At 68.6% G+C, this 19,747-nt stretch carries 19 protein-coding genes; 6 read left to right on the top strand and 13 right to left on the bottom strand.

Features of this window, described 5'->3' with window-relative positions:
• Positions 1-357 precede the first annotated feature (357 nt).
• Both ACRXBZ_RS29435 and ACRXBZ_RS29430 read right to left on the bottom strand, forming a co-directional pair.
• Entirely contained in the window at positions 358-1,413 is a 1,056-nt protein-coding gene (locus ACRXBZ_RS29435) for a saccharopine dehydrogenase family protein (protein ID WP_433881829.1), read from the bottom strand.
• 366 nt (positions 1,414-1,779) lie between these two features.
• On the bottom strand, positions 1,780-2,526 hold the full coding sequence (locus tag ACRXBZ_RS29430; RefSeq protein ID WP_433881828.1) for an IclR family transcriptional regulator: 747 nt from the start codon (positions 2,524-2,526) through the stop codon (positions 1,780-1,782).
• Between the two features lie 322 nt (positions 2,527-2,848).
• On the opposite strand from ACRXBZ_RS29430, the gene ACRXBZ_RS29425 reads away from it, so the two are divergent.
• A complete protein-coding gene (locus tag ACRXBZ_RS29425) occupies positions 2,849-3,232 on the top strand; it encodes a hypothetical protein (protein WP_168587182.1) in 384 nt (127 codons plus the stop codon).
• A gap of 329 nt (positions 3,233-3,561) precedes the next feature.
• Here the strand turns inward: ACRXBZ_RS29425 and ACRXBZ_RS29420 are convergent, their stop codons facing one another.
• The 6 genes from ACRXBZ_RS29420 to ACRXBZ_RS29395 all read right to left on the bottom strand — a co-directional run bounded on the left by ACRXBZ_RS29420 (position 3,562) and on the right by ACRXBZ_RS29395 (position 8,799).
• Positions 3,562-4,029, bottom strand: a complete 468-nt coding sequence (locus ACRXBZ_RS29420) for a hypothetical protein (protein ID WP_433881827.1) — start codon at positions 4,027-4,029, stop codon at positions 3,562-3,564.
• A 422-nt stretch (positions 4,030-4,451) separates the two neighbouring features.
• Positions 4,452-5,234, bottom strand: a complete 783-nt coding sequence (locus ACRXBZ_RS29415; protein ID WP_433881826.1) for a putative hydro-lyase — start codon at positions 5,232-5,234, stop codon at positions 4,452-4,454.
• 89 nt (positions 5,235-5,323) lie between these two features.
• A complete protein-coding gene (locus ACRXBZ_RS29410; protein ID WP_433881825.1) occupies positions 5,324-6,205 on the bottom strand; it encodes a 5-oxoprolinase subunit C family protein in 882 nt (293 codons plus the stop codon).
• Positions 6,202-6,810 carry a 5-oxoprolinase subunit B family protein gene (locus ACRXBZ_RS29405; RefSeq protein ID WP_433881824.1) on the bottom strand — a complete coding sequence of 203 codons (609 nt, stop codon included), beginning with the start codon at positions 6,808-6,810 and terminating at the stop codon, positions 6,202-6,204. The genes ACRXBZ_RS29410 and ACRXBZ_RS29405 overlap by 4 nt, the downstream gene beginning before the upstream one ends.
• Positions 6,810-7,571 (bottom strand): LamB/YcsF family protein, encoded by a 762-nt coding sequence (locus ACRXBZ_RS29400; protein WP_433881823.1) that lies wholly within the window; start codon positions 7,569-7,571, stop codon positions 6,810-6,812. Before ACRXBZ_RS29400 ends, ACRXBZ_RS29405 begins: the two co-directional genes overlap by 1 nt.
• Positions 7,572-7,578: 7 nt before the next feature.
• Positions 7,579-8,799, bottom strand: coding sequence for an NRAMP family divalent metal transporter (locus tag ACRXBZ_RS29395; protein ID WP_433881822.1), 1,221 nt, complete (start codon positions 8,797-8,799; stop codon positions 7,579-7,581).
• A gap of 175 nt (positions 8,800-8,974) precedes the next feature.
• Here ACRXBZ_RS29395 and ACRXBZ_RS29390 point away from each other — a divergent pair, with 175 nt between their 5' ends.
• Together ACRXBZ_RS29390 and ACRXBZ_RS29385 are read left to right on the top strand one after the other, a co-directional pair.
• Positions 8,975-9,676 (top strand): GntR family transcriptional regulator, encoded by a 702-nt coding sequence (locus ACRXBZ_RS29390; protein ID WP_433881821.1) that lies wholly within the window; start codon positions 8,975-8,977, stop codon positions 9,674-9,676.
• 352 nt (positions 9,677-10,028) lie between these two features.
• Entirely contained in the window at positions 10,029-10,739 is a 711-nt protein-coding gene (locus ACRXBZ_RS29385; protein WP_433884008.1) for a maleylpyruvate isomerase family mycothiol-dependent enzyme, read from the top strand.
• 9 nt (positions 10,740-10,748) lie between these two features.
• Here ACRXBZ_RS29385 and mshB read toward each other — a convergent pair whose 3' ends face one another.
• Positions 10,749-11,573, bottom strand: coding sequence for an N-acetyl-1-D-myo-inositol-2-amino-2-deoxy-alpha-D-glucopyranoside deacetylase (mshB, locus tag ACRXBZ_RS29380; RefSeq protein WP_433884007.1), 825 nt, complete (start codon positions 11,571-11,573; stop codon positions 10,749-10,751).
• A gap of 208 nt (positions 11,574-11,781) precedes the next feature.
• Between mshB and ACRXBZ_RS29375 the strand changes: the two genes are divergently transcribed.
• Entirely contained in the window at positions 11,782-12,672 is an 891-nt protein-coding gene (locus tag ACRXBZ_RS29375) for an endonuclease/exonuclease/phosphatase family protein (RefSeq protein ID WP_433884006.1), read from the top strand.
• Positions 12,673-13,456: 784 nt separating this feature from the next.
• A complete protein-coding gene (locus ACRXBZ_RS29370; protein ID WP_433881820.1) occupies positions 13,457-13,939 on the top strand; it encodes an endonuclease domain-containing protein in 483 nt (160 codons plus the stop codon).
• A gap of 615 nt (positions 13,940-14,554) precedes the next feature.
• On the opposite strand, the gene ACRXBZ_RS29365 is transcribed toward ACRXBZ_RS29370, so the two are convergent.
• Positions 14,555-17,644, bottom strand: coding sequence for a discoidin domain-containing protein (locus ACRXBZ_RS29365; protein ID WP_433881819.1), 3,090 nt, complete (start codon positions 17,642-17,644; stop codon positions 14,555-14,557).
• A gap of 260 nt (positions 17,645-17,904) precedes the next feature.
• Between ACRXBZ_RS29365 and ACRXBZ_RS29360 the strand changes: the two genes are divergently transcribed.
• Entirely contained in the window at positions 17,905-18,096 is a 192-nt protein-coding gene (locus ACRXBZ_RS29360) for a hypothetical protein (protein ID WP_433884164.1), read from the top strand.
• Positions 18,097-18,159: 63 nt separating this feature from the next.
• Here the strand turns inward: ACRXBZ_RS29360 and ACRXBZ_RS29355 are convergent, their stop codons facing one another.
• The 3 genes from ACRXBZ_RS29355 to ACRXBZ_RS29345 form a co-directional block, all read right to left on the bottom strand.
• Positions 18,160-18,456 carry a pantoate--beta-alanine ligase gene (locus ACRXBZ_RS29355; RefSeq protein ID WP_433881818.1) on the bottom strand — a complete coding sequence of 99 codons (297 nt, stop codon included), beginning with the start codon at positions 18,454-18,456 and terminating at the stop codon, positions 18,160-18,162.
• A gap of 18 nt (positions 18,457-18,474) precedes the next feature.
• Positions 18,475-18,942: a DUF2520 domain-containing protein gene (locus ACRXBZ_RS29350; protein WP_433881817.1), complete on the bottom strand. Its 468-nt coding sequence runs from the start codon at positions 18,940-18,942 to the stop codon at positions 18,475-18,477.
• A gap of 220 nt (positions 18,943-19,162) precedes the next feature.
• A complete protein-coding gene (locus ACRXBZ_RS29345) occupies positions 19,163-19,732 on the bottom strand; it encodes an NADPH-dependent FMN reductase (protein ID WP_433881816.1) in 570 nt (189 codons plus the stop codon).
• Positions 19,733-19,747: the final 15 nt, after the last annotated feature.

Raw genomic sequence — 19,747 nt, 5'->3', positions numbered from 1 at the left:
TCGTCGAGCATGCCCTGACCAAGGGAGAACAGGCCCCGACCAGCATCTTCACCTAGGCAACCCGGACCGTCCGATGCAGGACTTTCCCCGGACGAAGACGATTTATGGGATCGCCGCCGCGCTCGACGTGGAACCGGGAGTCGGCTAGCGAGTCTCGTGCCGATACATGACTCCACAATGGATGTTCCGTTTCCACATTGCGGAGCCAGCCAGCAAAGCAGGTCGGTTCCGCCTCGAAAATGCACGCGCCAACCTCGGTTTTCCGTGCCATTCATGGGCAAACCGGCACCTCGCGCCGCTACGTCCAGCGCCGCCGACTTCCTCGATCTCGTCTCACTTCGTGCATTGTGGATGGTGTCAGCGGCGGGCCGGTTCGATGATCTTGACCCCGTGGAGGCGGCGGACGAAGTCCGCGCCGAACGCCGTGGACGGGGTGTGAGCGCCGGGCGCCGGGGGTTCCGCGCTCAGGGAGTGGACCGCCCGGAGCACCGCGTCCGCAGTGAGGTCGTAGGTGTCCGGGCCGATCAGGGCCGCCGACACGCTCGCGCCGTCCGGTGCCGTCGCCTCCGCGTAGACCTCGACCCAGCTGCGCGAGCGGGTGGCCCGACCGGGGCCGCGCACGACTACGCCGATCGCCGCCTTGGCCAGCCGCTGCACGATGTGCGACCCCATCACGACCTGCGACAACCGGGTCGAACGACGGCCGGTCCGGTCGAGTCCGGGCAGGTGGGCGAAGGCTGTGATGTTGCCGATCCCGGTGCTGCGGTAGGCCGTGCTGACATCACCCCAGGGCAGCGAGGTGACCCGCCGCGGCCCGGACGGGAACGGGATCTCACGTCGACGCCACGCCGGCGGCACGGTGCGCACCTCGCCGTCCACGCGCGCCCTGCCGCCCAGCGCGGCACCCTCCAGCGCGCTCTTCAACGTTCCGCCGCTGATCCCGCCGCTGGTGTGGAAGGCAAGGTCCAGATGGGTCGCGGTGGGCAGGTCGGCTGCAACCATCGCGGCCAGGCAGTCGGTGGGCACCACGTCGAAGCCCGAGCCCGGCAGGAGCACCACACCGGCGCGGCGAGCGTCCTCGTGGCGTGCGAAAACCGCCTCGAAAACGTCGATCTCGCCGGTGATGTCGAGGTAGTGCGCGCCGGCTCGCAGGCAGCCTTCGACCACCGGCGCCGACGTCGCGGAAAACGGACCGGCGCAGTGCGCGACTATGTCGATGCCCCGCAGCCCCTCGGCGACCGCGTCGGGGTCGCCGAGGTCGAAGACCCGGTACGGCAGGCCCCTGGGCGTGGCGAAGGCCGCGATCTTCGCCGGGGAGCGACCGGCCAGCACCGGCCGCTCCCCGCGGTCGAGCGCCCGGTCGGCGACCAGCCGACCGGTGTAGCCGCTCGCTCCGTAGATCATCCAGGTCATCGCGATCCTCCCGGGTAATACCGAACATCCTGGTAACGAACACCGCTGGGAACGGTCACGGGTTGCCCCGAGTTGTTCCGATCACCCGACATCGCGAACTAGGACGTGATTTATAAGCGGCGGCAGCCGCTTGCGGTGTGGGACTCAACTGGCACGCAACTGGCACCGCCGCGGGTTCTCAGGGGCTGTGCCCGCCGGAGGGCTCTCGGCGAGGCCAGTCCCCGACGCGATGAATTGGCATTCATGATGTCGGGGCGCGAGAAGGCCTCTGAGGTTCCGCTACCTGCACCGCGACGCAAACCACTTTCGAAACAGGCCTTAGGTAAGCCCCGGCCTCCTTCGGACCCGGCACACCCCGACCGGTGTTCAACCCGCCTGGTGGCCGAGGGCAACGGCGATCGCGGTGGCCGTGTCCCGGACCTGGCCGAGGAGGCTGCCGAGCTCGGGCAGATCGGTGTCGGCGCGCACCGTCGTCAGCGACACGGCCGCCAGGAGCTGCCCGGTGACGTCCGGGATCCGGACGCCGATGCAGTGCACCAGCGGCTCGAATTCGGCCTGGTCGGTGGCGTAGCCGAGCCTCGCGACCTCGGCCAGGTGGTCCCGGAACTCGGCTTCGCCGGTGATGGTGCGCTCGGTGTAGCGGGTGAAGGCGTGCGCGGACAGCAGGCGATCCCGGTGGTCAGCCGGCAGCGCGGCCAGGATCACCTTGCTGGCGGCGGCGGTGTGCAGCGGCACTGACCGTCCAATCCGCGACCAGGTGCGGATCGACGCGGCGCCCTCGATCTTGTCGACGTAGACGATCTGGTCGTCCACCAGTTGCGCTAGGTGCACCGTCGAGCGCGTGGCGTCCGCGAGCGAGATCAGGTGCGGCCTGGCGACCGCGCGCAGGTCCATCTCCTCCAGCACCTGCTGGCCGAGCTCGACCAGCCGGAACCCGAGGCGGTATCGGCCGTCCGATCCGCGGGCGATCAGGCCGCCGTCGGCCAGCGGCTGCAGCATCCGCAGCGCGGTCGAGCCGTGCACCCCGAGCTCGCGCGCCAGCTCCGCGACAGTCTTGGGCGCTCCGGCAAGGGTTTCGAGCACGTGGACCGCCTTGGCGACCGTCTTCGACATCCACACCCCCTCAATCGGGCTTGCGATATTAACAGAGGCATTGCAAATATTGCAGGCGCGCGACGGCTGCCGTCCGAGATCACCCGGACGCCGCGAACCGGCCGCAAATCGCGTTCAGAAAAACGTCCAATCCGTCCTCCTCCCCTGGCGTCCGGCCAAGCCGGCCGGGCACAAACCTCCATCCTCTGAACAACTACTAATAACTAGCCTCTCCCGGGTGAAAAACTGCGCTCCGACCAATTCCAAATTGACAGCCATCGTGGCGGGTGATCGACTCCGCGTTGTATCCGTCAGCAATTCGGTACACGGAAGAAGGCCCCGAATGCGACACTCGCCCGTCCTGTTCAGCGCCGCGTTGACGCTCGCGGCGTTCGCGGTCGCGCCCGCCGCCCCGGCGGTCGCCGCCGAGTCCGCCCCGGCGTGCGCACTGTTCGCCTACCAACCCACGCGCGAGGGCAACACTCTGACCGCCACCGGCGGGCGCACCGGTTGCCTGAACACCGCGACGGTCACCGTGCGGATCGTCGTCGAGCAGAAGGACGCGACGCCCAAGGTGCTCGGCGAGCTGGCGCAGAGCGGCACCGAGATCAACCTGGCCACGAAGGCACCATGCAACTCCGGCGCGACCGTCAAGGTGCACACCGAGACGATCAGCTCCACCGGCGCAATCGCCCACTCCCCGACGAGCACCTTCGAGAAGTGCTGACCCGGATCTGAACGGGACAGCCGAGGACGATACCCCGGCGACGATCCCGCAGATCCCCCATGCACCGCCTCGCACGGACCTCCCCGACAGCGTGCACTCGGGGCCCTCCGGCGAGGCGGTGCCTTCTTTTGCCGACTGGCGCGGGCGAAATAACTGCGATATCGGAACCACTCGCCTTCTCACCCCGCAAACCCTCCTCCCAATTTCTGCAGAATGGCAATTCCCGCGACCGCGCATCGAGCGGGAATCGATTCCAGGTTCAACAATTCTTCGGCGCCCGGCGAATGTCCGATTCGCCATTCCCACCGGTCTCGACGCCGGGCCGCGGGTCAGGTCTCAGCGAGCACCCGGCCCGGGACGTCCGAGTCGCAGCCCAGTCGGGGCAGCTGTGCGCGGACCGCTCCGCTGGTGCGGCCGAACTCCTCGGCCAACTCCTCGATCAATCGGCTCGCGGGCTCACCCACCGAACCCAGCCACCGCTCCCGGAGCCGCTCGCCGTCGGGCTCGGTCCACGGTCGACCGGCGTTGGGCGGGCGTGGTCGGCTCCGCCCGTGCCCGGCCGTCCAAGGCACGTGCAGCGCGGCCAGCCTGTCCAGGGTCTGGGCCAGGAACGCGTTCGCGTCGCCCAGCCCGTCGACGGCGATCAGTAGGTTGCCTTCGGCGACGACGCGGCCGTCTGCATCCGCTCCGGTGAACTCCACCGCGACGGTGGCCGGCTGATCCGCACTGACCGGTTCGCGCTTGGCGGTGACTCCGTAGGTGTGTTGTCCGACTCGTACTTCGTTGCTGAAATCCATGCCTCGAAGCTACGAGCCGCGGTCGCCGAATCCCGGGAGTCAAGCATCGAACCGACGCGTGTCGGGACGACTTCTCGATCGAGTGAGGGGCGACTCACACCGGAAGCCGGAACACCGCCTCGGGTCCGGCCGTTGGACGGTCCGGTCGATGCGCCCGTGTCCCCCGGGCCTCAATCACCGCCTTCGCGGAACACCGTTCGGCTGGAGCCGCGTCGCGCCAATCGCCGCAGAGGCGACCGGCGCATCGGCCGCCAAGCGAAACGGACCGCGCTAAGGAGATTATCCCGGGGTCGAAGGCTCGATCGGGGTTTTCTCCCTGGTCATCGTGTTGTCAACATGGAGGACAGCGGAGTTCGCCGCTGCCCTCCATGTTGTTGATGCGTGCTTGCTGGTGTCTCAGTCTCCGAGTCCTGGAGGCCCTCTTACGGGACGAGAAAACGGCTATCGCGAGCGTCGGTGATCGCCATGAAGCCGGGCGCGTGGCCGATGACGAACGGCAGCTTGGACTGCATCACGGCCGCCTGTGGCGTCACCCCGCAGGCCCAGAACACCGGGACCTCCCCGGGCCGGATCTCCACGGCGTCGCCGAAGTCCGGCCGGTCGATATCCAGGATTCCCAACGCTTCCGGCGCGCCGACGTGCACCGGGGCACCGTGCACCGCCGGGTACCGGGAGGTCACGCGAACCGCGGTGGACACCAGCTCCGCCGGGATCGGCCGCATCGACACCACCATCGGTCCCGCCAACCGGCCCGCCGGGCGGCATTCCCGATTCGTCCGGTACATCGGCACGTTGCTGCCCGCCTCGACGTGGCGCACCGGGACCTCGGCCTCCAGCAGCGCCGCCTCGAAGGTGAAGCTGCAGCCGACCAGGAACGACACCAGGTCGTCCCGCCACAGGTCGGCGACCTCGGCGCGCTCCCCGGCCAGCTCGCCGTCCCGGTAGACCGTGTAGGCGGGCAGGTCGGTGCGCAGGTCGCCGGCGAAGACCGAAGCGCTGGTCTCGCCGGGCTCGGTCACGTCGAGCACCGGACACGAGCGCGGATTGCGCTGCGCGAACAGCAAGAAGTCGTAGGCGTACTCGCGGGGCAGCGCGATAAGGTTCGCCTGGGTCCAACCCGCGCTGTAGCCCGAGGTCGGTACGCGCAATCCGGCGCGGAATGCCGCGCGGGCCTGCTCCGGCGACATCGCTTTCGGCTGCGTCATCGAAATCTCCCTACCTCTGCTGTTGAAGCCGATCTGAGCTGCCTTGAAGCGGCGGGGATCCCGCGGACCGGTCGGGGTCTGAGGTCCTGCTATGCGGAACGAGGTTTGAAGCCGTTCCTCAACCGGAAGCGGATTCGCTGGCCTGGCCTGGCCTGCGCCGCATTGTCCACGTCCGCCGCGGTGACCACCGCGATCACCGGGTAGCCGCCGGTCACCGGGTGATCGGCGAGGAACAGCGTGGGGCGCGCCGACGGCGGCACCTGCAGCGCACCGGCGACCATGCCTTCGCTGGGCAGTTCCTCGGTGCGGCTGCGCTCCAACGCCGGTCCGTCCAGCCGCATGCCGATCCGGTTGCTGTCCGGGGTGACCTCGTACGGACGGCTGACCAGGGTGGCCAGGGCGTCGTCGGCGAACCAGTCGTGGCGCGGTCCGGGCTCCACGCGCAGCACGATCTCGCCGGCCTCGCACATCGCCACCGGGGCCACGTCCACCAGCGGAAACCGCGCGGGCGCCGGGCCGACCGGCAGCAGCGCGCCGGGGGTCAGCGGGTCCGGGCCAATCCCGGCGAGCACGTCGGTGGCCCGGGAACCGAGCACCGGTGGCACGGCGATGCCGCCGCGCACCGCGAGATAGCTGCGCAGACCGCGGCCGGGCACGCCCATCCTCAGCTCGGCACCGGCCGGGATCCGCAGTACCGAGTTCACCGCCACCACCCGACCATCCACAGTGGTCGGACAGGGGGCGCCGGTCACTGCGGCGGTGAGGTCGCGGGTCGCGCGGACCGCGAGCCCGCCCAGCGTGACCTCGATGGCCGCCGCTGTCTCGTCGTTGCCGACCAGCCGGTTGGCCAGCCGGAACGCGCCGCCGTCGGCCGCACCGGAGCGACCCACGCCGATTCCGGCCAGGCCCGGCCGACCCAGGTCCTGGATCGTCGACAGCGGACCCGCGGCCAGGACTTCCAGGCAGCTCATGGGACCTCCCGGAACTGCACCCGCACGCCGGGCCGCAGCAGCGCCGGCGGTTCCCGGTCGACCCGCCAGATCTCCAGGCCGGTGCGCCCGATCAGCTGCCAGCCCCCGGGCGATTCGCGCGGGTAGATGCCGCTGAACGCGCCGGCAAGGCCGACGGAGCCGGGCGGCACCTTGGTCCGCGACTCAGTGCGGCGCGGCACCACCAGCTCCGGCGGGCCGCCGGCGAGGTAGCCGAAACCGGGGGCGAACCCGCCGAAGGCGACCGTCCACTCCGCACTCGTGTGCCGGTGCACGACCTCCTGCTCGGTCAGCCCGGTCAGCTCCGCGACCTCAGCCAGATCCGCGCCGTCGTAGACCACCGGCACCTGCAGCAGGTCGCCGCTGGCGGGTGCGCCGTCGCGCGGCTCGACCGCACGCACCCCCGCCTCGACCGCCGCGGTATTGGCGCGCGGGTCCAAGTGCAGCAGCAACGTCCGGGCCGCCGGGACGAGGTCCGTGACGCCCTCCGGCGGATCCTCGACGAGCACCGCGTAAAGCGCTTGCACAGCTTCGAGATCGGCCAGCTCGATGAGCAGCCCCGAGTCGGCGCACCGCAGGAAACGCATCACCGGCCTCGCACGGTGAACGACTCCAGCGCCACTCCGCCGGCCACCAGCCGGGCCCGCACGGCCTCGGCGATGGCCACCGCGCCCGGGCTGTCGCCGTGCACGCAGATCGAGTCGGCGCCGATCTTGATCTCGGACCCGTCGACGGCCTCGATCGGCTCCCCAGCCGCCAGCTTCAGGCAGCGGTCAGCGATGACCTCCGGGTCGTGCAGCACCGCGCCGGGCTCGCGGCGCGACACCAGGGTGCCCTCCGGGGTGTAGGCGCGGTCGGCGAAGGCCTCGCGGAACACCTGCAGCCCGGCCCGCTCAGCCTGGGTCAGCCACTCCGAGCCCGGCAGCCCGAGCACGGCCAGCGACGGATCGTAGCTGCGGACCGCCTCGACCACGGCGGACGCCTGTTCGGCGTGGTGCACGATCGCGTTGTACAGCGCGCCGTGCGGCTTGACGTAACCGACCTCGGTGCCCGCGACGCGGGCGAACCCGGCCAGCGCGCCGATCTGGTAGATCACGTCGTTGGCCAGCTCCACCGGCGGCACGTCGATGAACCGGCGGCCGAACCCGGCCAGGTCCCGGTAGCTGACCTGGGCACCGACCACGACGCCCAGCTTCGTGGCCTGCTCGACGGCCTGACGGATCACCGTGGCGTCGCCCGCGTGGTAGCCGCAGGCCACGTTGGCGCTTGTGACGATGCGCAGCAGCGCCCCGTCGTCGCTGAGCTCCCAGCGCCCGAAGCCCTCCGCAAGGTCCGAGTTGAGGTCCATACCCACCTCACTTCCACAGCGCGGCGATGCCGCCGAGCGAGTTGTATCCCAAGTACAAGGTCAGCAGCCAGGCGACCACACCCACGATCAGCAACCAGCTCGGGTACCGGTATCCGCCGAGCAGGTCCCGCCGCTTGGCCGCCACGAACACCAGCACCCCGAAACCGACCGGCAGGATCAGGCCGTTGAGCGCGCCGGCCAGCACCAGCAGCGTCGTCGGGGCCTGGTCCATCAGCAGGAACGCCACGGCCGACACCGCCACGAAGCCGACGACCAGCCAGTTGCGGGCGCGGGCCAGCTTTGGCGAGAAGGTCACCAGGAAAGACACCGAGGTGTAGGCGGCGCCGACGACCGAGGTGATGCTGGCCGCCCAGAGGATCATGCCGAACAGCCGCAGGCCGACCTCGCCCGCCGCGTGCCGGAAGGCCTCCGCGGTCGGGTTTGACGAGGCCAGCGTGACGCCGCCAGCCACCACGCCGAGGACCGCGAGGAACAGCACCAGCCGCATCACGCCGGTGACCAGCAGCGAGATGACCGAGGTGCGGCTGACGTCGACGATCCGCTCCGGGCCGGTTACCCCGGCGTCGACCAGGCGGTGCGCGCCGGCGTAGGTGATGTAGCCGCCGACGGTGCCGCCGATCAGGGTCGTGATGGACAGGAAGTCGACCTCCTCCGGCCACACCGCCTGGACCAGGGCCTGCCCGACCGGCGGGTGCGAGGAGAACGCGACGACCGCGGTCAGCAGGATCATGACCACGCCGAGAACGACGACGATGCGGTCCATCGCCACCCCGGCCTTCTTGCTCAAGAAGATCCCGATGGCGATGACGGCCGAGACGGTGCCGCCGATCTTGGCGTCCAGACCGAACAGCGCGTCCAGGCCCAGCGAGGTACCGGCGATGTTTCCGACGTTGAACACCAGGCCGCCGAAGACCACCAACGCGGCCATCAGGTAGCCCAGGCCGGGCACCACGCGGTTGCCCAGGTCCTGGGCCCGCATCCCGGAGACTCCGATGACCCGCCACACGTTCAGCTGCACGGCTACGTCGACCAGGATCGACACCAGGATGGCGAAGGCGAACGCCGCGCCGAGCTGGACGGTGAACTCCGTGGTCTGGGTGATGAAGCCGGGGCCGATGGCGCTGGTGGCCATGAGGAAGACCGCACCCAGCAGCGTGCTGCGCTTGGCCGCCGAAGGCTTGTTCTCGGCCGTGGACGTCTGGGCCATGGCACTCCGATCAGCAGGTACACCGGTTCGCCACCGGTATCGGGGGATGTCGCGTGTCAGCCGCGCGAACCGCGGTTCCGGCCAACATAGTGAGTTGTTGAACAATTCTGCAATCCCCCGTGCGCACCTTTCTCGTTAGACTGCGATCAACTGCCGCACGTCGTTAGGAGCTCGATTGACCACCTCGGATCCGTGGGTGGACTTGCTCACGGCCGACCGGGCGCTGCTGGACCGCACGAGCACGGCCGAGCGCGTCGCCGATGTGCTGCGGCAGCGCGTCATTGATGGCGCACTCGCCCCCGGCACCCGGCTGTCCGAGGAAAGCGCGGGCAAGGCGTTGGCGGTCTCCCGCAACACGCTGCGCGAGGCGTTCCGGCTGCTGGTGCATGAGCGGCTGCTGGTGCACGAGTTCCACCGCGGCGTGTTCGTCCGGGTGCTCAGCGCTGACGACGTGATCGACCTCTACCGCATCCGCCGGCTTCTTGAGACCAGCGCGGTGCGCCGGGCAAGCGGGGCCGCGCCGGAGCTGGTGGCGGCCGTCGACGGCGCGGTGGCCGACGGCGAGAGCGCGGCCGAGAACGAGCGCTGGGGAGACGTCGGCACCGCGAACATGCGCTTCCACGAGGCGCTCGCGGCCCTGGCCGCCAGCCCCCGGGTGAACGAGACGATGCGGCAACTGCTGGCCGAACTGCGCCTGGCGTTCCACGTGATGTCGCGCCCCCGGGAGTTCCACGAGCCATACCTGGAGCTCAACCGGGAGATCGCGGACCTGATCACCGACGGCTCGATGGCCGCGGCGGCCGAACGTCTCGACGAGTACTTCGACGCCGCCGAGACCCAGCTCGTCGCGGCGTACCGGACCCACAACACGGGTTGATCGGGCCGGATGGCGATTTCAATGAGCGTTTTCCATCCAGCCTCTTCTTGCGTTGCGTGCGGGTAGCGGAACCTCAGCGGCCTTCGCGACTCCGGAATTCCGGACTTGTGTATGACCAGCTGTCCTCGCGAGAAGACCGCTGAGAACCCGCGGCGGCGCGAACTGCGCGGGTGGGCCAAGGCGGCTACGCCGCTTGCGGCAGCCGTGCACCGCAGGACTTCAGGCGTTGCGGCTGCGGATCAGCCAGGGTGAAAAGGCTCAACGGAAATCAACGTGCTGGTTCCATTGAAACCGCTGGAATCGGCATCCCGGGGTGGGGCCGGGTGGCGTGGGTCTAGGATCCTGGCGCGTGATGCCTCCGTTGAATGCTGTTGCGCAGGGCCATCGGCGACTTCTAGAGGTGCTCTCCGCCCTGACCGACGATCAGGTCGCCGAGCCGTCGCTGCTCCCCGGCTGGAGCCGGGGCCACGTGCTGGCTCACCTGACCGACAACGCCCGCGCCTTCGCCCGGGTGTCTGCGCTCGCGTTGCGCGGCGAACTGGCCGACGCCTACGAAGGCGGGCAGACCGAGCGCGACGCGATCATCGAAGGGCTCGCCGACCGCAGCGCCGACGAGCACCGCGACTCCATCGCCCGGCACTCGGCCGCCCTGGAAGCGGTGTGGTCGCAGGCCGCGGCCGACGATTGGGAACGGCCGGTGCGGTTCCGCAACGGCGACCTGGGCGGGCTCGTGCACCTGCGGTGGCGGGAGGTCTGGATCCACCTGGTGGACCTCGACCTGGGCGTCAGCCCGCAGGAGTGGAGCGACGAATTCTCCTGCCACGCAGTCGATTTCCTGCTGCCCCGGCTGCCGGGCGGCATCGCGCTGCGGCAGACCGACGGCCCGCGCCGGTGGCCGGCCGACGTCGACGGCGTCGAGATCACCGGCCGGGCCCGCGACCTAGCGGCCTGGCTCGCCGGCCGGACGCCGCAGCAGATCCCGACCGGTTCGCTCCCGGACCTCCTGCCCTGGCCCGCGCACCCCACGCCGATCCCAGCCGAACAGCGCCTGTCCGCCCGGTGACCGGTCGGGTCAGTCGAGGCCGGCGAAAAGGTCGGATTCCCAGTCGTGGGGGCCGGTTCCGGGGCCCCGGTCGCCGCGGACCAGCAGGTAGTGCTCCATCGCGAACTCCGGACGGGCCACCATCTGGGCGAAGAACCCGCCGTCATCTAGGTCGACCTGGCTGCGGTAGTGCCGCAGCGCGGCGATCTTGGCGGCGTGGAAGGCGCGGCCGTCGACCATCGCGGTCAGCTCCTCGTCGGGCACCGTGTACGGCTCGAAGCCCTCGATACCCGCCCCCTCGATGCGCTTGAGGATCGAGCGCGGCAGGGTCGTCCAGTACACCTTCGGCACCTGCCACGGCTCGCCGAGTTCCGGCGCGTAGCCGGGGTCCTCCGCCGGGTCGAGGGAGGTCATCACCGCGCGGTGCGCGCCGATGTGGTCCGGGTGGCCGTAGCCGCCGAACTCGTCGTAGGTGATCACCACGTGGGGCCGTTCCGCGCGGAGGATCTCGACCATCGCACGGGTCACCTCGGCCGGGTCGGCCTTCGCGAAGGCCCCGTCCACGCCGTTGCCCGCCTCGCCTGCCATGCCGCTGTCCCGCCAGCGCCCCGGGCCGCCGAGCCAGTGGTGCCGGACGTCGCCGTACTCGGCCAGCGCCGCGCGGATCTCCCCGCGCCGGTACTCGCCCAGCGCGTCGGGATTTCCGCGCAGGTGCGCCAGATCATCGGCGACGACCTCGCCGAGCTCCCCGCTGGTGCAGGTCACCAACGACACCGATGCGCCGTCCGCGCAATACCGGGCCATCGTTGCGCCGGTGGCGGTGGACTCATCATCGGGGTGGGCGTGGACCAGCAACAGACGACGATCGCTCATGGGAACCGAGCCTAGCCACGGGCACCGACACCGGGCCGCCTCCGCCGACCAGGTCACATTCGGCCCGTTGCGGAATTCCGGCAATGTTCGCCTAACGGTCAACCACTCCCGGGCCGCTGCGCGTGAGGATCTTGACACGTCAATCGAGGAGGCAGATGTGTCTGGATATACCCGACGGGGAGTTCTCGGCATGGCCGGAGCCGCCGCAGCGGCCGGCGCGGTCGGTGTGTTCGGCACCGGTGCGGCGGCCGCGCGGCCCAGCGACAACGCGTTGATCGGGCCCGCGCGCGGCGATTCGCTGCACGTGATGACCTTCAACATCCGCTTCGATGCCAAGGCCACCCCGCCCAGCCCCGACGCCTGGACCACCCGCCGCCCGATCCTCGCCGAGCTGTTAAACGCCGAGCAGCCCACCCTGCTCGGCGTGCAGGAAGCGCTGTACGGCCAGGTGAAGGAGGTGCTGTCGGACGTTCCGCGGCACTACGACTGGATCGGGCTGGGCCGGGAGGGCGGCGGTCGCGGCGAGTTCATGTCGGTTTACTACGACACCCGCCGGGTGGAGCCGCTGGACTACGACCACTTCTGGCTCTCCGACACGCCGAACGTGATCGGTTCGAAGAGCTGGGGCAACAACGTGGTCCGGATGGTCACCTGGGTGCGATTCCTGGACCGCCGGAGCGGCCGCGAATTCGTCCACGTCAACACGCACTTCGACCACCAGTCGGAGCCATCGCGGCAGCGCAGCGCCCAGTTGGTGCGCGACCGCATCGCCGGTTTCGACCCGGCGCTGCCGGTGGTGCTCACCGGCGACTTCAACACCGCGGCCGAGACGTCGGAGTCGTACCGGATCCTGACCAGCGGCGGCCTGGCCGACAGCTGGGCGACCGCCGCCGAGCGGCTCACCCCCGCGTGGGGCACCTTCGCCGGCTACAAGGAGCCGGTCGAGGGGAAGGAGCGGATCGACTGGCTGCTGCACAACGGTCGCGTCCGGGTGCTGAAGGCGGCGATCAACACCTACCGCAGGGACGGCTACTTCCCGTCCGACCACCTGCCGGTCCACGCGCTCCTAGAGCTCGCCTGATCCGCAGGGGCTGTTTCCAGACTCGTTTCGCGTGGCGGTGCGGGTAGCGGAACCTCAGGCGACGGCTGAGGTTCCGCGGCAGCGCAAGCTGCGAGGGTGGGCCAAGCGCCTCCGGTGTTTCGAAAACGAAGACCAGACCCGTGAGCGTTTTTGGTTGCTACAGAGGCTGTTTGAGACTCGTTACGCGTGCCAGTGAACGGCGGCTCTACGGCAGCGGATGGCGATTTCGCGCGAAATCGCCGCTGGCCCCTCGTGGGCGCCGTCGATTTCGCGCGAAATCGCCATCCTTCTAACGGGTATCCCGAGTTGTCCACAGTGGGCCGACTTATCCACAGATTTACAGACCGGGGATGACAACACCGAACTGAGCCCGGATTCTAAGATGCATGACATCTTTGACACGTACCATCACACCAGCAGACCCCGGACTACTCACTCGCGCGCAGGCACTGGCCCAGGGGATCACCGACCGCCAACTGCGGAAAAGCAGCGAATACCGACGAGTTATTCACGGCGTCTACTGCAGTAGCGCCATCGAGGCGACCCACGTACTTCGCTGCCATGCCGCGGCGCTTGTCCTGCCGACGCCCGCGATCATCACCGGTCGCTCAGCCGCCACCTTGTACGGGGTGCAGTTGGCGAGGGCTCATGACCGGTCGAAGTTCTCGTAAGCGGCCAGAAGTACATGAACAGACGTTTCGACCTGCGATGTTGGTCCGTCAGGAGCTGGGACTTCGAGCGGGTGGAGTGGGGACGAATCCACCTCGCCACCATCGAACGCACGATGCTGGACCTGCTCGCCCGGAACCCGTTACGGTCGGCGGTCGCGGCTGGGGATGCACTGATCCACGCTGGACTGATCAACCAGGAGACGGTCTACGCTTTCCTCGCGAGACGCCATGACCACGGCATAGTCCGGGCACGTAGGGCCGCCGCGCTCTTGGACGGACGAGCGGAGTCACTGCCCGAATCCGAGCTGCGTGTCGTCCTGGTACAGGCAGGTTTTCGCCCGACACCACAGGTGGAAATCCGCGACGGCTACGGGTTTGTCGCTCGTGTGGACCTCGCGTTGGAAGAGGCGAAGATCGCTCTTGAGTATGACGGGGCATGGCATGCTGACCCTGCTCAACATGCACTCGATCAGGAACGGTTGCGGCGAATCCGGGCATGCGGCTGGCATGTCATCGTGGTGACAGCGGAACGCCTCTACCAGCGATTGCCCGACCTGCTCGCCGAGGTCCATGCCGCTTTCACAGCCCGTCGCTGATTCTGGCGATTTCGCGCGAAATCGCCACTGGCCCCTCATGGGTGGCGACGATTTCGCGCGAAATCGCCGCGGCCCCCTCGTGGGTGGTGACGGTTTCGCGCGTTAATGATGCTGGTCACCGGCCGGGGCGTTTCAGCAGTTCACGGTGTGTCCACACTGGGCACAACGTGCAGTGTGTGCGCACAACTTCCGCGCGCGCTTGGACGCCCCGCCGGGGGCCGCTACCGTGCGACATGGCCCACGTGTGCGCCGACCCCCAACCGGGAGGGTCGACACGGTGGCCACCGCCAGCACCCGCAAGCGCGCCCGCCGCACCCTCAGATACCGCCGACACGCCCACACCGCCCTACGCGGCTGGTGTCGAACGGCCTCATTTTCATCGCAAGGCCGATCCAGACACATCGCGCAGAGCTGAGATTGCCATAGGCGGCCGGAAAGACGGTCGCCGACAAATCAGCCCACCCTGAGCCTCGAAGTTCGAGGCACCTGCCTGACTTTTCCCGAAAAACACCAGCCACCTACTAGTAACCCGCACCGAGGGCGTGGCCGTCTCGTATCGCTATGCCGCGAATTGTCCAGGAGCTCGGCTATCCCCGGACGAGGCCGGCCACATGATCAACCGAACCCGGCTGGCCGCACCCTCATCGTGGTGAGTTCGGCGTCCCCGGCATGACCGCCGTGTACCCGGATCGCCACGTAGCGCGCGGCACCGGCCAAGCGCACTGTCGTGCTCCGGCGGGAGGTCGGTGGGGGCGCTGGCGTGTACGTACGCCCGTCGGTGCTCGTTTCGACGGTGACGGTGGGCGACAGCCCGTCGGTCCACGTCAGTTCGACCTCACCGAGCTGCCAGACCGCGCCGAGGTCAACGACCATCCGGCCGTCGGGGCCCGGGTGCCAGGAGGTCCGCTCGTCGCCGTCGACCGCTGCGCTCGGTGCGGACATCCCCGGGGGCAGCGGTTCGGTCGGGAACGTTGTGGCCCCCAGGGCGAGATCATCCAGTGGGTAGGGCCGGGTGTTGCAGGCCTTAATCGTCACCGTGCGGCGTCCCGGCACCGCCACGTGGCGCGGTGGCTCGCCGGCGGGCTGCACCTGGAGGCGCAGTGGCGGTCCGGCGGGTGCCGTGAGCCGGAGTGTCGCGCCGTCGGCGACGGTCGCCTGTAGGCCGGCGGGCAGCTGCGGCCCTGCGGCGGCGCGCACGGTAAACCAAGCCGGTTCGACCCGTCCTTCCGCTTCGGCCAACGACATCGTGAGTTCACTGCCGGCCTTCGTGATCAACTGAACGCCACGGTAGAGCGAGACGGCGCCCCCGGCCTCGGGCAGTGCGACGGTCCCGCGCACCGCCGAGCCGGACAGATTGAGCATGACGAGGTATCCGTCGACCACGGAAGTGCGCACCGCGGCAACACTGGACGTCGGACGCGGCGCCGTCGCCGCAGTGGCCAGGGTGTGCGGATCCGGGTGGCATTCGACTTGCAGGGGTGCCGCGCTGCCGTCGGAGAGCAGGATCTGGTCACCGGTGACGATGATCGGGTTCGGGGAACCAGTCACGACGAACCCGGCACGCCCATCGACGTTGAGCCAGTTTCCGTTGGTGCTGACCGCCGGTCGCGGGTAGCTCGCCGCGGCGGTCCAGGTATCCCCGTCCTGCGAGGTCTCGATGCGGTACCACCGTCCGGCCGCAGCCTCCCAAACGATTCTGACGCGGTCGAACCGCTGTGCCGAGCCAAGATCGACGGCGAGCCAGCTGTCGGCGCGCGGGCGATCGGCCGTGGCGACCGCCCAGCGCGTGGTCGCATCGCCGTCGGTCGCGTACTTCGCTTCCTTGCCTGGCGATGCTGACGAGGCGAACGCGGTACCCGCGCGGGCAAGGTCGGTCCCGTCGGCGTCGTCGCGCAATTCGAAGGACAACACGGAATAGCCGTACGCCGGATCCGGTAGCACGCCGAGCATCCGTACGTAGCGTGCCGTGACCGCGGGGAAAGCGACCTCGTCGGTCCGGCCGCCGCCGGGCGGGGGTGCGGGAGCAGCCGGGACGGTCACGGTCCCCTCGGCGGTGTGGTAAGTGCGTTTACCGTTCAGTCCCGGAATGCCAGGCATGGCGAGGTTGTAGACCGACACGACGCCCTCTCCCGAGGCCAAGCCGGTCGTCGCGTATACTGCGGCGCCCGAGGGCAGCGTGGCGAAACCGGCGTAGCCGTTGCCGAACTTCAGCACCGCTGCGGTCGCGTCGAAACCGTCCCGCACCTTCGTCCAGGTCGCGGCGTTCCGCTTCAGTGTCTTGAGCGCCGTCGACGGCAAGAGCATCGGCGTCGCACCGCTTACGACGAACAGCCAGTCGTCGTGATGGGGCTGCCAGGCGAACTTGACGAAGCCCGGCTTGCTCACCGCCGCCGTCCACGCGGAAGACGTTCGGTGCGCCATCAATCCGGGCCCTTCACCGAAATCGCTCACGCCTATCGCGTACGCATCGAACTCGGCCTGGCTCACCGCCTGCACCGGGCCACCGTGACTCGCGCGCCACTCGTGCAGCAGGTAGCTGATCGCGATTTCCGCGCGGGCCTCTGGCTCGTACTTCGGCTCACCGGAGAACTTCGTGATGCGATCGGCCGGCGGGTACGCCTGGTAGGGCTCGAGCCGCTCGGCAAGCTGCACCTCGGCGCGTGCGGCGTAACGGTCGCCGAGGACTTGGGCGCGGAAGGCGAGCGGAAGGACATCGCGACCGTAAAGATGCTCGCGGTCCGCCACCATCGGCATCAACGGTTCGCCCGCGTCGCTGGCCATCAGCAGCGTGGTGTGCCACAGCCGCTCGCCGTTCGGCTGTGCGGTGAGCACCTCCGGCAGCGGCTGCCCCGCGAGCAGGAAATGCATCGCGTTGCGCCCGGAGGTGCGCCACAGCTCCTCCTGATAGTGCGGGCCGAACGAACCGTGGTTCTCGACCAGGAACGTGTCGTACAGGTTCTCGGCGGTGTTGGCCGAGATCGGCACGCCGTCCACCACACGCGGGTTGGCCAGGTCCGCGGCGGGCAGGCTCGTCTCGTTGCGGCTCCACTTACCAAACCACTCACGCCACGCCACGGCTTGCGGGTCGTCCGGCGCCCAAGCGATTCCCGGGGTCAGTGCCTGGGCGTAGACGCACATCTCCTCTAACTTGGTGTCCCCGACGTGCCCACCGGACAATCCGAGTGGTGTCCAGCCACCCGACAGCGGGTCGTCACCCGAGCCCAGTCCCGCCGTATAAACCGCTTGGCCGATCGCGATCTTGTCTAGGTTCGCCCTTGTAGCATCGTCCAGATCGCTCCACAGTAGACGACCGGCGAGCTGGAAATAAGACTGGAACGTCGTGTCGAAGTACAGCCGGCGCCCCCACTCGGTGCCGCCGGTGATCACGTTCGATTCGGCGAAGTGGCGGATCGTGTCGACGGTGTGCCGGTGCAGCACCTCCCGCTCGACCCCAGCGACCGTCGCGTCGTAACCCTCCCTAGTCAGCAGGACGGCGTTGCCGAGAACCACGGCGAACGTGAAGTCCTTGGCAGGGTAGATTCCCGCAGCCCGGTCGAACCGTCGCTCGGCCCAGCGCGTGTGCCGCAGCAACACCCGCAGGTAAGTCGCCGCCACGTCGTCCGAGACGCCCGGGCGCTGCGAAACGATCGGCTGCGCGGCCACGGCCCGAGCCCAGGCCATCGGCGTCACCAATCCGGCGGCCACGAGCGCGAGTCCACCTGCGCCGGATGCCTGGAGAATCCGCCGACGAGAGTGCTCAATACTCAATGATCACCACCCCGTTGACAACGCTGTCAGCGACGATTACTTGATTATGGTTCGTTCCGGCGCGGAGAGGCAATGCCGCAGGGCAAACCTGTCCGTTTTCGGACAACCGCACTACCGGCCAGGGACGATCTGCGCGACCCGAACCCTGGCGCCGCCCATGGGCGATCCTGGCATTCCGCTGAGAGTCGGAGATCCGGATGGTCGTCATGCTTTCACCAAGAGAAACCGGAGAAAGTGAAAATCCGATTCGCTCTTTGGAACGCAAAGCTAACGGTCTTCCCCGAAGTGTTGACCAGGCCTTATCCGGCTGGACGATGCAGGAGTACAAGCCCGCTGAGGCGGTCGCTGTCGACGGCAAGACGATACAGAATGCGCGCGTTCGGCGGTGAGGCCTTGGGCGCGGAATCCGCCCAACGCCGTCGCGGTTTGCGGCGTCAGTCCGATGTGGCCCATTACTGGGATCCCGGCTCGGACAATTGCCTTCTCCCGTTCCGCAGAACGCCCTGGCCGGCGGCGATCGCCGCGTCCCGCTGCTCGTCGCGAGGATAACCGTCGAAATCGGCGGCACCGGTGAACTGGGCAGGGTTGACGAACAGGGAAACGACCACTACGTCGCACTCGCGCCCCGCAGCCTGCATCAGGGATTCATGCCCAGCGTGGAACGCGCCCATGGTGGGAACGAAACCGACACGGCATCCCTTGGCCCGTGCTTCTCTCACGAAGTCCCGGATCTCAGCGATCGTGCGCACTAACTTCACGTTGCGTACTTATTTCTGTGCCGACGATGTGCAACCCAGGTCTCTGGTTGCCTCGACAAGTGCATCGAACAGTCCTAACAACTGCGGGCACCGCTGTCCGATCGCGGAATGCTGGCGAGCGACTGTCACCTTGTCTCCGCGTACGATCGGTCCGGTCAACGATTGTCGGGATCCGAATTGCCCCCAATTCTGGACAGCCGCTTCCACCAGGGGCAAGAACGCCTCCCGGGCAACTCCGGCGGTCGCTGCGACGTCTTCGGCCATGCCCAACACCGTGACGACGAAGTTCGCCGCCACCGACGCCGCAGCGTGGTACGCGGCCCGATCCCCTTCCGATACCGTGATCGGCCGCATTCCCAACAGCAAGGCCAATTTTCGGGAAACGCCCAAGGCGCGCTCGGTCGTACCCGCGATCGCCGCAGCGCAACCCGCAAACCGAGCAGGCGTGGCATTCGTTATCGTCATCAGCGGATGCAAGGAGAACCCTCGTGCGTCGCAGTGGGCGAGTACGCGGCGAATAGCCAGCGGCGAAAAAGCTAGTGTCCTGCGCTGGCAGTTCTACCACGTCCTGGAACGGCGAACCCGGCACCGGAACTTCCTGCAGCACAACAGTGCTCGCGGCGAGCCGGCAAGTCGTCCGCTGCCGGGTAGCGTCGCGCGCCCTGGCAGCCTCGACAAGGGGCCGACTGGCCGAGAATCATCGGTACGGACGCCGGATCCGCGCCTCCTTCGCCGCGTGCGCCCACCAGATGACCTGGTCCAGCATCAACTTGGCCGCGGCCGCCGGGCCCGTGTCGTCCTTGGGGCTACCGGACTCATCGAAGCAGTCGTGGACACCGTGGAAGCTCACGGTTTCACGCACGGTCACCGCGTGCAGCTCCGCGAAGACCTGGCGGAGCTGCTCGACCGCCCGCAGGCCACCCGAAATCCCGCCGTAGGAGACGAATCCGACCGGTTTGGTCTGCCACTCCGTGTGCGCGGAGTCGATGGCGTACTTCAGCGATGCCGGATAGCCGTGGTTGTACTCCGGGGTGACCACCACGAACGCGTCCGAGGCGGCCAGCCGGGCGGTGTAGGCCAGCAGTTCCGGGGTCAGGTCGGCCGGGTGCACCGCTGGCAGGTCGAGCTCGGCGAGGTCGATGACGCCGATCTCCAGCCCCGGGTGCTGCCTCGCCAGGTCGGCGAACCAACCGGAGACCGTCCCGGCGAAGCGACCCTCCCTGGTGCTGCCGACGATGATTCCCAAGCGCAACACGTCTTCGGACATTTTCGTTTTCCCTCC

The sequence above is a fragment of the Saccharopolyspora hattusasensis genome (assembly GCF_050972075.1).
GTDB lineage: Bacteria > Actinomycetota > Actinomycetes > Mycobacteriales > Pseudonocardiaceae > Saccharopolyspora > Saccharopolyspora hattusasensis.
This window is presented reverse-complemented; position numbering and strand designations above follow the sequence as displayed.

Coding starts and splice junctions, on each gene's coding strand:
- ACRXBZ_RS29385 (WP_433884008.1), top strand. CDS start 10,029: ATGCCTCCGTTGAATGCTGTTGCGCAGGGCCATCGGCGACTTCTAGAG.
- ACRXBZ_RS29435 (WP_433881829.1), bottom strand. CDS start 1,413: ATGACCTGGATGATCTACGGAGCGAGCGGCTACACCGGTCGGCTGGTC.
- ACRXBZ_RS29420 (WP_433881827.1), bottom strand. CDS start 4,029: ATGGATTTCAGCAACGAAGTACGAGTCGGACAACACACCTACGGAGTC.
- ACRXBZ_RS29415 (WP_433881826.1), bottom strand. CDS start 5,234: ATGACGCAGCCGAAAGCGATGTCGCCGGAGCAGGCCCGCGCGGCATTC.
- ACRXBZ_RS29375 (WP_433884006.1), top strand. CDS start 11,782: ATGGCCGGAGCCGCCGCAGCGGCCGGCGCGGTCGGTGTGTTCGGCACC.
- ACRXBZ_RS29360 (WP_433884164.1), top strand. CDS start 17,905: ATGGTCGTCATGCTTTCACCAAGAGAAACCGGAGAAAGTGAAAATCCG.
- ACRXBZ_RS29410 (WP_433881825.1), bottom strand. CDS start 6,205: ATGAGCTGCCTGGAAGTCCTGGCCGCGGGTCCGCTGTCGACGATCCAG.
- ACRXBZ_RS29345 (WP_433881816.1), bottom strand. CDS start 19,732: ATGTCCGAAGACGTGTTGCGCTTGGGAATCATCGTCGGCAGCACCAGG.
- ACRXBZ_RS29395 (WP_433881822.1), bottom strand. CDS start 8,799: ATGGCCCAGACGTCCACGGCCGAGAACAAGCCTTCGGCGGCCAAGCGC.
- ACRXBZ_RS29400 (WP_433881823.1), bottom strand. CDS start 7,571: ATGGACCTCAACTCGGACCTTGCGGAGGGCTTCGGGCGCTGGGAGCTC.
- ACRXBZ_RS29370 (WP_433881820.1), top strand. CDS start 13,457: ATGCTGGACCTGCTCGCCCGGAACCCGTTACGGTCGGCGGTCGCGGCT.
- ACRXBZ_RS29430 (WP_433881828.1), bottom strand. CDS start 2,526: ATGTCGAAGACGGTCGCCAAGGCGGTCCACGTGCTCGAAACCCTTGCC.
- ACRXBZ_RS29405 (WP_433881824.1), bottom strand. CDS start 6,810: ATGCGTTTCCTGCGGTGCGCCGACTCGGGGCTGCTCATCGAGCTGGCC.
- ACRXBZ_RS29425 (WP_168587182.1), top strand. CDS start 2,849: ATGCGACACTCGCCCGTCCTGTTCAGCGCCGCGTTGACGCTCGCGGCG.